Origin of the sequence: Yersinia nurmii (assembly GCF_001112925.1) — a bacterium.
Taxonomy (GTDB): domain Bacteria; phylum Pseudomonadota; class Gammaproteobacteria; order Enterobacterales; family Enterobacteriaceae; genus Yersinia; species Yersinia nurmii.
Genome location: NZ_CPYD01000001.1, coordinates 37718 through 52356 on the forward strand (window position 1 = coordinate 37718; position 14639 = coordinate 52356).

A 14639-nucleotide genomic window follows, 5' to 3' on the forward strand; every position below is an offset into this window, starting at 1 on the left:
CTATAGAGCCAGATCCAGATATTGCGTGATTAAGCCTTTTGACAATAGCGACCAACCGTCCAGCACAATAAACAGCACCAATTTTATCGGCACAGAAATGGTCACCGGACTCATCATCATCATTCCCAAAGCCAGCAAAATGCTGGAAATCAGCAAATCAACCACCACAAAAGGTAGATATAAATAGAAGCCAATTTTAAAGGCACTTTTGATTTCACTTAGAGCGTAGGCTGGTAACAGGGATAAAATAGACACTCTTTCGGTATCTTCTGCACTGCCACTTTTAACACCATCCCTTTTTAGCTGTGCATCAGAGAAGAAACGCGCTAACTCTGGATCTGAATATTTTTCTAAATAGCGATGGTAACCTTCGAAGCCATTTTCAACGAAATAAGTCACCGACTCTACGCTGCTAATATCAACATTATTCTCGCGATAACTGTTGTAGCCTTCTTGCACCACAGGCATCATGACAAACATCGATAATAACAACGCGATACCGTTAAGCGTCATATTTGAAGGGATTTGCTGCAATCCCAGCGCGTTTCTGACCATAACAAAAACAATAGAGAATTTGATATAGCAGGTGCCACAGGCAATAATAAAAGGTAGTAAGGTGGCAAACGCTAATAGCCCAACAAGGGAAACATCATTTTCCATTGCCAGCCTCGTGGTATATCTCGGTTATTTCAACGCCCAAGCGATCTTCTATCCAAACTAATTCGCCGCGAGCCAATGCCAGCCCATTACCGCTAATGATGATTTTCTTTTCCGCGTCAGGATCGCAGGTAAAAATATGACCTTTATATAGTAATTCCAGTTCTTCAACCGTTACCTGAGTTTGTTGTAAGGTAAATGTTAAGCGAACAGGCATTTTAGAGCGAGGGGACAAACCCATAGACATTTCTTCATCATGATTAACATCACTCTGGTTATCCTGAGATTTGTTTTCTACATGCATATCTAACATCGCTTCCTCTAGCATTATTTCATCTCCATTACGCTGGTAATATCTAATATGTTTGCCATGAATTGTTACTTGCTGCCTGACATCAGAAATAAGTAAAATATCACCGCAGATTAATCTATTAAGTAACCTCAAACTCCCCTTGCTATTTCCTATTTCAAAACATATCGGCAAAGGAAGATGAGATAAATCTGTCCGTTGATTTTTTTCTGGAATATTGACAGATTCATGTGCAAATTTAGTCAACCATACTCGACCCTGATCCGTCTCTATGGCGTACAAAGGAGTATTAAATAGTTTGTTATCTTCAACCGTCTCAATATTCTGCAATGATTGATAGCTAAATTCCGGTAACCCCATATCTATCGGCTGCGAGCAGCCTATAAATAAAGTTTTAATTTGTTCATTGGTAAAAGCGCTGGTCGCCAACCCTGCCTGTTCTGGCATCATTTGCATAAACCAGTTACGTAATTCAATCAGGCCTTCCCAACCCGTATCAGTAGCAAATGCCACTAGGCAAACATTTTGAGGAGGGATCGTAAAACTCACGGGAATACCTTGCCCTTCCCAATGTTCAGCAACACGTGACCAAGCAAGTTGTTTCTGACTTATTTGACGAAAATGCTGGCCAATCACTGAGCTTCCTCCTCATCCTGAGTCGGTTGTTCCTGATGCTGTTTCTGCTGCTGTTGCGATTCGCCATCACGCAATAAGCTCCAATGCTGTGGCATTTCTCCTGTACCTAAACGCTGCTGAACCGTGGCGTCAGAGGGTTGAAAGACCACCTGAGCTGAGTGATTTTGGGTTTGCGTTGAAATATTGACATGGTGCCCTTCACCCCATTGTTTAAAACGGTAAGTGAGTTTTCCCGGCCCTTCTATTTCATTATTTCCTGATTGCGGCTGCGGAAACTTCTCGGTCTTCCCCATTGGCAAGGCAGCCTTAGTTGCTATATCCGCGACTGCATTGGTTGATTTATTCGGTGCCGGCGATAACAATTCAGGGCGCCCTTTTTCTGTGGACAGAGAGTCCACTTTTACCTCTTGTTTAAACTGAGGAAATAGAGCTTCATTCTCTCCAGTAGCCGTCATATCTGTCGATATCGGTTTTCCGACAATCTGTTGCACAGGATTTAATCTTTCATGATTCGGCGCAGTGAAATTTTGACGATATCCATTGGCAGAAAGCGCGCTGGTTTTCTCTGCAGAGTCACGGGCAAGAGAAGATACGGGAATGACATCGGTGACATGACTCTTTCTCTGCAACGACTGTGGATTTCTTATTACTTCAATATTTTTTATTTCTTTTCCCGTCGGTAGAACAGCCAGTAGGGATTTATCTGTCATATCTTTCGTTGTTAGACGCTCAGGGATCTTCTGCTGAAACTGAGCGTTCGGCTTAGCAGGAATTTCCTGAGTTAAATAATCTAAACGCGGATGAGCTGCCTGAACCTTAGTTTCTTTCAGCGCGCTTATTTCACCCTTTTTGGTCTTAGGGCCAGCAATATGACCAATCCCAAGCTGCAATGCCAATAGCGGCGATAATAGGGTGGGTATAGGCGGAACGGTTTTATCGGCAATCTCGGTAAAATGCTCGCCCTTTTCTTCCTGCTGTTTCTTTCTGACAATATCGGAAATAGGTTGCGCAGCTTCGGAGATATTTTCCGTTCGCACCGTATTGGCTCCTGAAACGCTATTTACTTGTTCCATGCAATAATCTCCTCAATTTCTGTTTCTTCCATTCGGGCGGCCATCTCGCGGTGAACTTTCCGCTCAAGCATTTGCAAATGCTTGTATTTATCAGACTGATGAATGAGTTTCAGACGCTGTACCTGCGCCTTCTGCCTGTCTTCCTCACAGCTTTTCAGATCCGTTAGCTGCTGTACTTTTTCCAGGTCAATATTGGCAATTCGGCGACGAAGCGCAGACTGTTTCCTCTGTACTGCATACAGCATGGCGCGATTTAATCCCTGCCCCTGCGGGCGTAAACTATGCAACAGGCCAGTTACCGCTTTACGTTGATCGTCTAAAGCCTGAACAGATCTTTGGGTCTGACGTATCCGACTATCAAGCTGCGTTAATATCCGCTCCTGACGCTGAGCTTTGCTTTCACTGCGCTGTAGTAGTGCAGTGAATTTATGAAGCAAATTCATGCAACTGACTCAATGTATTTTCGAATACAGCGTGTTCTTCAACGGGCTGACACAGCCAACGGAATAAATCATCACGTCGCTGAATAGCGCGATCGTTTTCCGCATTTTCTCCGGGGCTATATTCCCCAAGGTCGACAAAAATCTGTAACTCTTCGATTTTTGCCAACATCCGTCGGACTTCGGCTGCGCTGCGTAAATGCGGCGGTTGACAAACCTGGCTGGTTACGCGACTCACGCTGCGTAAGATATCAATTGCCGGATAATGATTTTTGGCCGCCAGTTTACGGCTAAGGTAAAAATGCCCGTCCAAAATAGAGCGAATCTCTTCCGCAATGGGATCTGGCTCATCATCACTTTCCAGCAAGATGGTATAAAATGCAGTGATACTTCCACTATGAGTACAGCCGGGACGCTCGAGTAATTTTGGCAAAGCCTCGAATACCGAAGCCGGATAGCCTCGCCGGGCTGGTGCTTCGCCTGCGGCCAATGCCACATCGCGCAAAGCGCGGGCATATCGTGTAACCGAATCTAGGAACAGCACCACTTTTTTGCCTGAATCGCGAAAATATTCAGCAACCGTGGTCGCCACTAAAGCCGCATTGCAACGATCCAAAGAAGAGAAATCCGAGGTGGCATAAATCAACACGCACTGCTCTTGCCGCCCAGATTTTCGTAAAATCTCAGTAAACTCAGTGACTTCTCGCCCACGCTCACCAATCAGTGCGATAACAAACACATCTGCATCTGCCTGCTCGATCAACATATGCATTAGCGTAGTTTTTCCACAGCCTGCCGCAGCAAAAATACCGAGTCGTTGACCGATTCCGCAGGTAATCAAGCCGTCAATGGCTCGCACGCCAGTAATAAACGATTGGCGAATACCCACGCGCTGCAAATATGACGGTGGCGGTGCATCAATGGGGCGAATTTCATGCCCCAATGTGGCAGTGGAATCGGAGAATCGTTCGACGATTTGCCCTGAGGGATCTAATACACAACCTAATAATGAATGCGTCAGAGCGACCGTCAATGCGCTACCGGTTGGGCTAATCACAGCATTTCTGGATAAACCATTGGCGTTACCAATCAGGCTAAGTACCGCCAGATCGCGATTAAAGCCCAGCACTTGGGCACGAGCAACCACCTCGGTACTTTGCCAATGCTGACGTATTTCACAGATCTCACCGATCTTTACCCCAGGCAGGACCGATTCAAGAATCGGCCCACTCAGGCGCAAAGGATGAGCCTGATAACGGATCAATGGTTTTTCACTCATTATTGAAGAATTTCCACAAACTTTTCTTGCAGTGCAAAGAACTCATCTAATGCTTCAGCAAATCGAGTACTTGTCTCGGTGTAGCTTGAACTAACTAGCCCCTTTAATTCGATATATCCGTCATTGGTGGCTAACTGTAATTGCCCTGATGGAGTGAAAGCGCAGCCTTCCATTAAAGTTTTTAAAAGGTCATCAGCTTTTTGACTTAATACGTGAGTGTTTTCCTCACCAATACGCGACCATAACCAAACCTGGTCGTCAACCAGACTAATTAACATGCTGGCACGATCGGAAAAATCTAGTGATATAGTTGAGTGGCCGTCAAAATTATTTAATAATGATTCATCGCAGCCTGTTTCCAATAGTGTGTCACGAATTAAAGTTACAATATCTACATTCATTATTACTCTCCTTGTTGATTAGACAGTTCTTAAAACATCAATAGATACGCTATCCGTGATTTCGCCAAAAGACATCACCTCCAAATCTTTAAACTGAGAATCTATAAAGCGTTTAACAAACCGCCTTATATCTACTGAAGACAAAATAACCATATCTTTATTAGATATTGTCAATTTATCCGTAGCTAACGTCAGCGCATCAATGAGTTCCTCCGCTACCGCAGGTTCCAGATTCAAAAATGAACCACCGGAGGTATTTCTTATTCCCTGCCGTAATTTTTCTTCAAACTCCGCAGAGAGATTAATAACGCGTAGCGTCTCTCCCTGTGAAAATTTATGGCATATATAACGCGATAATGAAGTGCGTACGTGTTCAACTAGCGCAATCACGTCTTTTTCTCTGGGCGCCCACAAAGCCAGTGACTCCATAATCATCTTCATATTACGGATAGATATCTTTTCGCTTAGCAAGCGTTGAAATACTTCGGCAATACGCTGAACCGTCGCATGACGCAGGACTTCTTTCATCAGGTCAGGATATTTATTATCTAGCTTATCTAATAAATCTTTGGTTTCCTGTACGCCAAAATACTCATTGACGTGGCGAACCAGAGAAACTGACAGACAGTAATAAAGCTCATCAATTGCCGATCTAAGCTGATAACCCAGCTGTGTAAGCGATGCCTGATTAGTGCTATCGGTCCAACTTTCTTTATTATGAGTAACACATTCAACACCCAACTGCTTTAGCTCATCGGTACTGTTGACGATGCGCAGCAGGCCAAAGTAGATACTAAATTCATCCGCTTTTATTTCATTAATTAAGATAGCGGCGGTATTTGCACTAAGATTATCGGATGCTTTCAGCATCATTTCAGGTAAATGAATGCCGTAATCGATAAAGAATTGGCTCCGATAACGCTCCACCACGCTGGCTTTCTGTAGTGCGGCCAGTTGCTCTGTCGGAACCAATAGGATTAAAGGCACAGTTTCTGCCGCCACGCTGTCTAGATCGCCAATTAACCCCAGAGATGTTCCTTCGGCATCGACATTCTTTTCTCCTGAAGCTATTTCTGCCGGAGCATTCTTTTTGGCTACCTGGCGCTTTTTCTCACTCCATTTGAAATAGAATAATCCACTGAGTCCTGCGGCAAGAATCGCAAAAATAAAGAATGGGAAACCCGGTAAACTACCAATTCCTAGCGCCAGCATGGCAGCAATCAGCAACACAAATGGGTTGCCTAATAACTGGTCCATCATGGTTTGGCCCATATTATCGCCATCGCCGTTTACCCTGGTGACAATAAAACCGGCGCTGATAGCAATGAGCAGAGATGGAATTTGAGCCACTAATCCATCACCAATAGTCAGCATGGTGTAAGTCGTCAGCGCCGTGGACATATCCATGCCATGCTGGCTAATTCCCACGCTGATACCGCCAATAAAGTTGATGAAAATGACGATAATGCCAGCGATAGCATCACCTTTAATAAATTTCATCGCACCATCAAAAGAACCGTAGAGCTGACTTTCTCTTTCAACCACGCTACGGCGCTCTTTTGCTGCATCAGAATCTATAGAACCGGCTCGGAGATCGGCATCAATCCCCATCTGTTTGCCGGGCATTCCATCCAGAGAAAAACGAGCGGCAACTTCCGCAACGCGTTCGGCACCTTTGGTAATGACCATAAATTGCACTATGGTCACAATAGAGAAAATAACGAAGCCAACGATCAGATTATCGCCAATAACAAACTGCCCGAATGTCGCGATAATATCGCCTGCATCAGCATCATTAAGTATCAATCGACTGGTGCTAATAGATAGAGCCAACCTAAACAGCGTGGTTATCAGCAGTACGGCTGGAAAGGTCGAAAAACTCAATATTCTGTCAATATAAAAAGACGACAGGAAAACCAATGCAGAAATAACAATATTCAGGCCAATTAGAAAATCGACCAGATAAGTCGGCAGTGGTATAACCAACATGGCAATAATGACAATAACCAGCAGTAAAATAAATAACTCTGGATGCCGTCTAGTTTTAATAAGAAATTCAGTAATCAAAATCAAGTTCCATTATTGATGCCAACCGAGTTATCAATCACATACGCAATAGGAAATTAACAGTAAACAGGTCTACTGCAATTTTAGGCACAACCAGACATACCCGATTTCATAAGAACGGGCGGTTGTCTAATAATAGAGTCAGTGTGCGATCTGGGTAATTTCGTCGTTTAATATAAATCACCCCGACGAAGCTCAATTAACTCATAGTGATAGGCTATTGTTGCCAGTCTCTCAAATTCCTGTGCTAATACATCGGCATCTTCAGGCTCATAAAATAATTCTCTGGGTAAATTTTTACAGGCTTGCGAAATAATATGTAGTAACGAGGAACGTTCCGTGTGTTTACTCAGTTTTATTCTCTCGCCAATCGCATTTTGTAAATAATCTTTTATATGTTCCGGATGCTGCAATACGCATAGCATAAATAATAACCAATCCTGTTCTGAATCGTTATGCGCTCGAATTAACTCATTTTTCAATACGTAATCTATAAAAGCACTGTCGCTTGAACGAATCAGTTTTACCTGCCCTAACCGCCCTAATAAATTACCAAATTCAATATGAGAACAACTTGGGTCTTGGGCATCCATATCGCTAAGCAGCGAACTTTCCATAAAATCGACGACCGCTGCTCGATGCCCAGCGCCATATGTCGAAATCCAATCTTGATAAACTTCGACCTCATGGGAATCACTCTCTAAAAAATCTCGGTAACTCTCACGCACGAGAGCCGGATCAAGCTGTAGTGCTTTCCCAAATAAGCGAGCCTTAAACGCAACATTTATTCCAGCCTTAAGCCGGCGCGGATTAGCCTGCTTTTCAACCTGCTGCAACATGATTTTAAGACGACGTCTAGCTAACTCACTAATATTACGGCGACGTAGCAGTTCGCGCAGCACCAAAACCAGATCGCTATCATCAGGAAATAATGAGCGCACCTGTTGCAATAGATTCTTTATATTTGATCCATCGGCACTCGACGTGACTTTTAATAATACATAGACTTTAGGCAGTACATCCTCGTCCAATATTTGTTCAAAGCTGCTTTCACTCGCACTACCAATCTTCTTTTCATAATCTCGACGATTGCGAAATTGCGATAATAAGATCGACATTTCATCAATAGAGTCGCCAAAACGCTGCACCGCAGCGGCTGGTGAATCATCTGCAATATTCTGCGTTTCTTCACTATTCACAGCCCCTTCTTGGGCAGCTTTTTGCGTATTAGCACTTTTTTCACTGCTCACCTTATCCCGACGTAACTGGTACAAATCGAGTGATGAAGAGGAAAACTTGCCAATATCTATAGCCATTTCTGACTATCCACATAATTTCGCATCCAGTCTTGCAACGCAGGATTGGCCAGGTTTTTTTGCATATCGGCAATAAGATTACTGGCATCCGGCTGCAACGGAGATTCAATCTCTCGCGGCTGAATCAGGAAAACCCGTACCGTATTAGAGTTACGTGATTTTTTATATCTGAATAACCCGCCTATTAGAGGAATATCTCCCAATAGTGGGACTTTGGCTTCCCCATCGGTACTTTCATCTCGCGTATAACCGCCAATTAACAAGCTTTTCCCTCTAGGTACCCTAGCAATAGTACTGATATTCGTGCGGCCAACTTCCGGTAAACCATTCGGGGTGTCTGAAGAGACAGGAACCTGCGACCCATCTTCTACGTTCAGCATCATTTCAATTTCATTTCCATCGGTAAACCGCGGTAATACGTTAACTGAAGTGCCATAGGTAATATGCTGTAATTCAACGCTACGCTCACCAATCAATTGAGTATAAAACGTCCGGCTATTATCAAAAATGGCAGGAATATTCTCCTGCGTTAATACCATCGGACGGGAAACTATATTCGCCTGGTTCTTTTGGCTTAATGCCAGTACTGAGGCCATAAATGTTGCGCCATCTACAGTACTGGACGCTCCACCGTTAAAAGAAATCCCCAGTTTCCCCCCAACATTCACGCCACCATTCCATTCAACGCCCATTTGTTCAAGCGCATCTTTTTGCAAATCGACAATCCATACCGATAGCTCAATATGGCGCTTGGGCAAATCCAGAACGCTGACAATATTTTGCACGTATGATACTTGCTCAGCGCTTCCTTTAACCAACAGACTATTGGTTCCTGGATTAGCCACAATCTGAAAACCCGAGGCTGAAGGACGACTCCTTATTGCTGTAGTCAAATCTGCAAAAGGTAATTTGGGCTTTGCCTGACTGACACCAGGAAATTCATCCAATCGAGGAGGCAAATCAGTGGCGATAGCATCCGTCACCGGTGCTGGCACCATAACATCCCCGCCAGATTCATTACCGTTAAGTAATTGCTGAACAATGCTAGCGGCTCCCGGAATAATGATCCTATCGTCACGATATTTAAAATCGCGATCCTGAACAAACGTATTAAATAACGGGATAGACGCAACTTTAGAGCGCCCATCCAAATCGTTGTTTTTTTCATCTAAGAATTTGGCTGTATTTGTCACCAATTCAACATAGATCGGGGGCCCAGACACATAAAACGTGGAACTCACGCTATCTGAGCGCAATGGGTAACGCTGATCGTACAGACCAGATTTACGCAAAAAATTGCTCACCGCTGAAAAAGAGGTGTTTCTCAATACCACCACGGCATTGCGCATCTCTGATGCATCATAAATATAAATAGCCTGTCCATCGTGATACCAAATCAGCCCTAACTGCGCCGAAATGTTGTCGATTAAACGCTGGGGATTATTAAGATCAAACTCCCCGCTAATCTTCTTTCGTGCCGCGGCTTTGCTGATAATAATTGGCTTATTCATTCTTGATGACAAAGCATCAATAAGCCCTTTAATATCATTCTGCCGTGCGATATAGCCTGAAATACTGGATGAATCTTCTTCAGAAAATGCCTTTTCAGGCATTCCTGCTAGTACAACCACCCCTAAAATACAGACGCAGGTTCTTTTAAAACCAATAACATAATTCATTTTTTAGCATCGCTGATAATGACATCTTTCAGGCTACGTGGAGAAACACCTAATGATATTTTGACGTCGTTAGAAAAATGGGAAAGAGACGAATAACCATGCTTCATCGCTAAGGTAGTCAAACTTTTCTGCTCTCCCATCAGATCTAATAACGCCCGAACCAGCCGCCAATCGCACATTTCTACTTTGGTTGTATTACCCAAAGCCTTACGCGTCAGGCGGCGAAAATGAGACACAGAAACGCCATAGCGTGCGCCCAAATCCTGTAAACGTTCAGTGCTATCAGCTTCCTGAAGTAAAAATCTGACCAAGCGATACCATTCGGTAGAACGTAAGATGCTGGCGATATTTCCCGTTCCGGAGTCTGCCTGTAACGATTGGCGGATTAACCAATACTCAATATGTTTAAAAGTAACATTATCTTGAAACCTTAGAGGTTCAAATCCCCAGCAAATATCATTGTTACGTTCAAAACCTACGCGATTGAGCGATGTATCTATAAATGCCTGTAGCTTGCACATGGCAATGAGATCCAATGACCGATAGCACATACTCCCTTCAATAATATGCAATGACATTGGTAAAAAAGCCGCAATACCCGTTTCACCCGGCTTAAACTGGTAGGTAAAATCGCTGCCGTTCTCACCGATCAATCTAAAATCAACACCGGTGCTTTTATGAGATTCAGTCAACAACAACTGCGGCTTTTGAAACTCTAACCGATCATTTTGTTGTAGATATAGATGAGTACTAAGCCTATCCATAAGTTAGTTACCATTCGTTTCAGGAACATTCCGACATATTCGATCAATGATATGTCTATTATATTCTTTATAGGGAGCGTCATGATCTCTTGGTTCAATATATGTGTTTGATTCAGTAAAAACATGATGAGAAAATGACGAGACACGGTGTAAGAGTATATCGATAACGAGAGTATTAACGAGAGAAAATTTAATTATTTAGGAAAAATAGTTACCTACCCACCATCAATCCATGATGTGAGGCAGTTTGTACCAGTGACAAATCAACCCCTTTTGATTTAGAATTACTTAATAAATACCCTAACCTTATCTGATAAGAACAAAAATCAAGCACCGGCAATAAAACACATATAATACAATGGGTTAATAAAGCAATTAAAAAGAAAAAATGGAAGTTCAATACAAAATATGATTATGTGAAATATTAATATTACTAATCCACAACATGTCACTTTTGTTCAAAAAAACCAACTATTTATAGAAAGACCATTATTATCATTCCATGACAATATATTTACTGATAAAATTCTCATGACCACATTTATCACGAAAATTGCTCCATTCCACCAGGGAAAATAAATTAATGAATAGCGTGACTTTATCGAGGATAATCATTTTTATCCTAAACCTTTTTTTTCCTTATCAAGGTTACGCCAACTGCTGGACCTATTCAGAACAATTTTTCGGCATTGAGGCTAAGCTGCTCTATTCTATCGCTCAGGTAGAATCGGGATTGAAACCAGAAGCCGTAGGAAAAAATAATAACGGAAGTTACGATTTAGGATTAATGCAAATAAACAGCAGCCATATTCCCCGACTGCGCAAAATAGGCGTAGACGATGCAATGTTGACCTCAGATCCCTGTGTTTCCATATTGGTCGGTGCCTCAATACTATCCGATATGATGAAGATCTATGGTTATAGTTGGGAAGCCGTTGGGGCATATAATTCAGGAACAGGAAAAAATCGTCATGAAATGCGGATGAAATATGCGAAAAAAGTTTGGGACGTTTACCGAAAAGGAAACCAGCCCTTCTAGTTTTCGTACCCGTTAGACAATGAGCACTACCTGATAAAAAATCCCATATCGCTGCAGATGACTCTCCCCCCAAAGACTATTGAATGTGCCCCCCAAAGAGGGCACATAGGCATTGACTAGCTATTATCGCGCTTAAAGGTCAGTTCGAGAGGATTGAACAAAGATCTGAAGAAATTATCGATTGTTTTTACCGTCTCCTTATCATTGACAGTCAAACTTTGGCTGCGGAATCGCTCTATCATGCCATCGTCCACATTCCTCATTGCCTGTAATAGAGATTTATTCTGTTGGGCGAACTCTGGATGTTCACTACCCAATTTCGATTCCAATGTGCTAAAACAATCTTTAGCCGCAGTGAAAAAATCATCGGAATACAACTCGGGTTTGGCTGGCAAATATGACGTGTTGAACAAATAATTTAGCGTTGTTGAAAACTCTCTGATTGTCGCCAGGCTATCGGCCAAAGTGTTATATTCACTTGGATTAAGGAATGGGAATGATTCTATATTGAAGCTCTTTGGATTATCTAACTTCAGCTGTTGTCCATAGGTATAAGTCTGCCTTAATACTGCAGCTGGCGTACCGCTGACCACGACGGTTGATACAGGTTTACCTGAATCAGCGACACGATCTAGAATATCTGCGACATTCGTTGCGTTTTGGCCACTGTTAGTAGAAAAAGGATCGACGGTTACCCGGCTAGCCGAAATCCCTTTCCCGACCAAAATTTCCTTGAAGCGATCACCTTCAGTTTTGTTAATCGCAATATTGTGCCGATCCGTTGTTCCATGTCCGCCAAATCCACTGGTAATGAAATTGATATTCTTTGAATCCTTCAGCGTCTCAGCAATAAAATTGACGTAGGTTTCATCATTATTTCCATTTAAGATGATAAAGGTTTCACTATTATCATTCCTTGCGACCCACTCCTTAACCGATTCTGTTTTAGCATTATTGAGTGAAATTCCCTGCTCTTTATCTATATGTAAGGAAATAGGTGCAGTGAGCGCTGATAATTTGTTTTTGGCTGCATCGAACAAAGTGTTTTGTATCGCTTTAGCCAAATCAATATTGGCATCAGGCATGTCCGATTTTTTGGCCGCGAGCATATTCCCCTCGGCAATTAAAGCCCTCATCGTGGCAGCCGTTTTGGCTCCGGATATATTAGCATCGGTATGTAATAAGGAGTGTACTTCCTTTGGATAAGGTTTAGAGGTGGTGAGTAATCCGCCTTCTTTAGTCACAGTAAACTTTGAACCATAAAACTCATTTACACGCTGTTCTTTAGGTGTAAATGTCTTATTCGCTTCATCTCTTTGAGCTTTATATCTGTTTATTTTTGCTTTTAATGTAGATGTCGTATTACTGACTGCCGTGGTTGTTGCGACATTGTTTTTGAGACGAGCACTCTCACTTTCAGCCTTATTATTTTCATTGACTTTGTTCGGGTTGATTACTGGCGTGTTTGAATTGTTAACCTTCATTATTGTTCCTTCTATATATCATAAAGTGAGAAATCACTTTTAGTTCACGTGACCTTAAAGTTCGATAATATATTGCGTACTTTAATCGCGCTTTATTTTTTCGGTCATTAGCAAAAATATGGCTGTACTGTCAATGTCACTTATGCGTAGGTTGGTACTTCATTTAGAATTTACACCCGCGGCGGCACGACCTTTTTAGCTTTAAACGCCCCACTTTCCTCAAGTGTTAATTGCAATGCAACTTTCCTTATCGTACCGACATCCTGTAAAAAATATTTTTCATATATCTGATCTGAGATAAATTTTGTTACTTCCGCACTGACAAAAGAATTTTCTTCTCTGATTTTTCTTTTTATATCTGGGTGGCTGGAATTAATTTTCGCGTCATTCTTCCGAAATAAATTGTCTAGAGATTTATTCCGACTAAGATAGTTCTCTACAGTTTGTCCAATAGAGGTCTTAGCTGCGTTCTTTACGTTAGTCACGCCAGAAAACTCGGTAGTCATATGCTTATATTCAAATGTCCTATCAAACACACGGCTCTTAGTCTCCGCATTTATCTTGGTGCCTAAGCACTCGGCCGCAGTATCAATTGATTTATTAATGGCAGCAGGGATATATACGTTTCGCTCCTGCCGTCGCCATTCCACCATATCTTCATTATTATTTTCTATTGTCTTCCAACATTTCTCAATCACCTTATTCAGATCTAATGACACTGAATTTCCTTTCCAACCAATATTAACATTGGAATTGCTTACACCCGATAAATTAGCAAATCGACCAGAATTGACCTCCCCTATATTTATAGAAATTTCTGATGCCTTTTTGATTATTTCTGAATTTTTAATAAAATAACTACAAGAGGATCTAAATGCGAAGTTTTTTAATAGCATATTTCATTCCTTTTTATTGATTGACTTGCTGTTATTGACATAATGGGAATCATGCCCCCCTAATTTTTACTACAAAATTCTCTGGTCTGATTTATCTTTACGCGTAGGGAAATAACCATTGGCGCAAAGGCTATGTTTTATCTCCTGTTTATTATTAATGCCAACAGGATTTTCAGATAAGGCAGTTCGCTGATTCAAAAAATAAAAACCTTCTTCATTACACTCGATTAAATAAATGGTTATGTTTTTTAATGTTTGTAATTTTACTCTACAGCTCAATACCGATTTATTTTTACTTCCTGCAAGTATTCTTTTATTCGACGCCGGATTTAAATCCAACACATCTTCGCTGCATATCATTCTGTCCTGAACAAAACTGTCTCCTATATTAAAAATATTCAGTAATTGAGTCTCTCTCAGAGAAAAAGGATCATCGTGGTCGGCTTGCTTCACAACATCATGGTTAAAATAACGAATCGAAGGACATTTCTGATTTTTTGATATCATTTTTACTGTGAAAATCATTGCCTGTTATTGTCAAAATAACCCTCACCGAAACTGAGTGTCGCGGTGAGGATTGTAAATAACATCCCTGTCC

At 41.9% G+C, this 14639-nt stretch carries 14 protein-coding genes; 1 reads left to right on the top strand and 13 read right to left on the bottom strand.

Annotation, left to right across the window (positions count from 1 at the left end; genetic code table 11):
* From AD970_RS00210 to AD970_RS00255, 10 genes are all read right to left on the bottom strand, one after another.
* On the bottom strand, positions 1-660 hold the full coding sequence (locus AD970_RS00210) for an EscR/YscR/HrcR family type III secretion system export apparatus protein (RefSeq protein WP_049596342.1): 660 nt from the start codon (positions 658-660) through the stop codon (positions 1-3).
* Positions 650-1603, bottom strand: a complete 954-nt coding sequence (gene sctQ, locus AD970_RS00215; protein WP_049596343.1) for a type III secretion system cytoplasmic ring protein SctQ — start codon at positions 1601-1603, stop codon at positions 650-652. Before sctQ ends, AD970_RS00210 begins: the two co-directional genes overlap by 11 nt.
* Entirely contained in the window at positions 1600-2676 is a 1077-nt protein-coding gene (locus AD970_RS00220) for a SpaN/EivJ family type III secretion system needle length determinant (protein WP_049596344.1), read from the bottom strand. The genes sctQ and AD970_RS00220 overlap by 4 nt, the downstream gene beginning before the upstream one ends.
* Positions 2664-3119, bottom strand: a complete 456-nt coding sequence (locus tag AD970_RS00225) for a hypothetical protein (RefSeq protein ID WP_049596345.1) — start codon at positions 3117-3119, stop codon at positions 2664-2666. Before AD970_RS00225 ends, AD970_RS00220 begins: the two co-directional genes overlap by 13 nt.
* Positions 3103-4395 carry a type III secretion system ATPase SctN gene (sctN, locus tag AD970_RS00230; protein WP_049596346.1) on the bottom strand — a complete coding sequence of 431 codons (1293 nt, stop codon included), beginning with the start codon at positions 4393-4395 and terminating at the stop codon, positions 3103-3105. The genes AD970_RS00225 and sctN overlap by 17 nt, the downstream gene beginning before the upstream one ends.
* Complete coding sequence (locus AD970_RS00235) at positions 4395-4796, bottom strand: InvB/SpaK family type III secretion system chaperone (RefSeq protein ID WP_049596347.1); 402 nt, start codon at positions 4794-4796, stop codon at positions 4395-4397. Before AD970_RS00235 ends, sctN begins: the two co-directional genes overlap by 1 nt.
* Positions 4797-4814: 18 nt before the next feature.
* Entirely contained in the window at positions 4815-6863 is a 2049-nt protein-coding gene (locus AD970_RS00240) for an EscV/YscV/HrcV family type III secretion system export apparatus protein (protein ID WP_049596348.1), read from the bottom strand.
* A gap of 170 nt (positions 6864-7033) precedes the next feature.
* Positions 7034-8179: a type III secretion system gatekeeper subunit SctW gene (gene sctW, locus AD970_RS00245; protein WP_049596349.1), complete on the bottom strand. Its 1146-nt coding sequence runs from the start codon at positions 8177-8179 to the stop codon at positions 7034-7036.
* The gene (gene sctC, locus AD970_RS00250) at positions 8170-9858 is read right to left on the bottom strand and encodes a type III secretion system outer membrane ring subunit SctC (RefSeq protein ID WP_053215251.1); all 1689 of its coding nucleotides are present in this window, start codon (positions 9856-9858) and stop codon (positions 8170-8172) included. The genes sctW and sctC overlap by 10 nt, the downstream gene beginning before the upstream one ends.
* Positions 9855-10550: a helix-turn-helix domain-containing protein gene (locus AD970_RS00255; protein WP_162199308.1), complete on the bottom strand. Its 696-nt coding sequence runs from the start codon at positions 10548-10550 to the stop codon at positions 9855-9857. Before AD970_RS00255 ends, sctC begins: the two co-directional genes overlap by 4 nt.
* A gap of 655 nt (positions 10551-11205) precedes the next feature.
* Between AD970_RS00255 and iagB the strand changes: the two genes are divergently transcribed.
* Positions 11206-11661 (top strand): type III secretion system invasion protein IagB, encoded by a 456-nt coding sequence (iagB, locus tag AD970_RS00260; RefSeq protein ID WP_084728089.1) that lies wholly within the window; start codon positions 11206-11208, stop codon positions 11659-11661.
* Positions 11662-11777: 116 nt separating this feature from the next.
* Here iagB and AD970_RS00265 read toward each other — a convergent pair whose 3' ends face one another.
* From AD970_RS00265 to AD970_RS00275, 3 genes are all read right to left on the bottom strand, one after another.
* On the bottom strand, positions 11778-13145 hold the full coding sequence (locus AD970_RS00265) for a YdcF family protein (protein ID WP_157045403.1): 1368 nt from the start codon (positions 13143-13145) through the stop codon (positions 11778-11780).
* 170 nt (positions 13146-13315) lie between these two features.
* The gene (locus tag AD970_RS00270) at positions 13316-14041 is read right to left on the bottom strand and encodes a hypothetical protein (RefSeq protein WP_049596351.1); all 726 of its coding nucleotides are present in this window, start codon (positions 14039-14041) and stop codon (positions 13316-13318) included.
* A gap of 69 nt (positions 14042-14110) precedes the next feature.
* Positions 14111-14494 (bottom strand): hypothetical protein, encoded by a 384-nt coding sequence (locus AD970_RS00275; protein WP_157045404.1) that lies wholly within the window; start codon positions 14492-14494, stop codon positions 14111-14113.
* Positions 14495-14639: the final 145 nt, after the last annotated feature.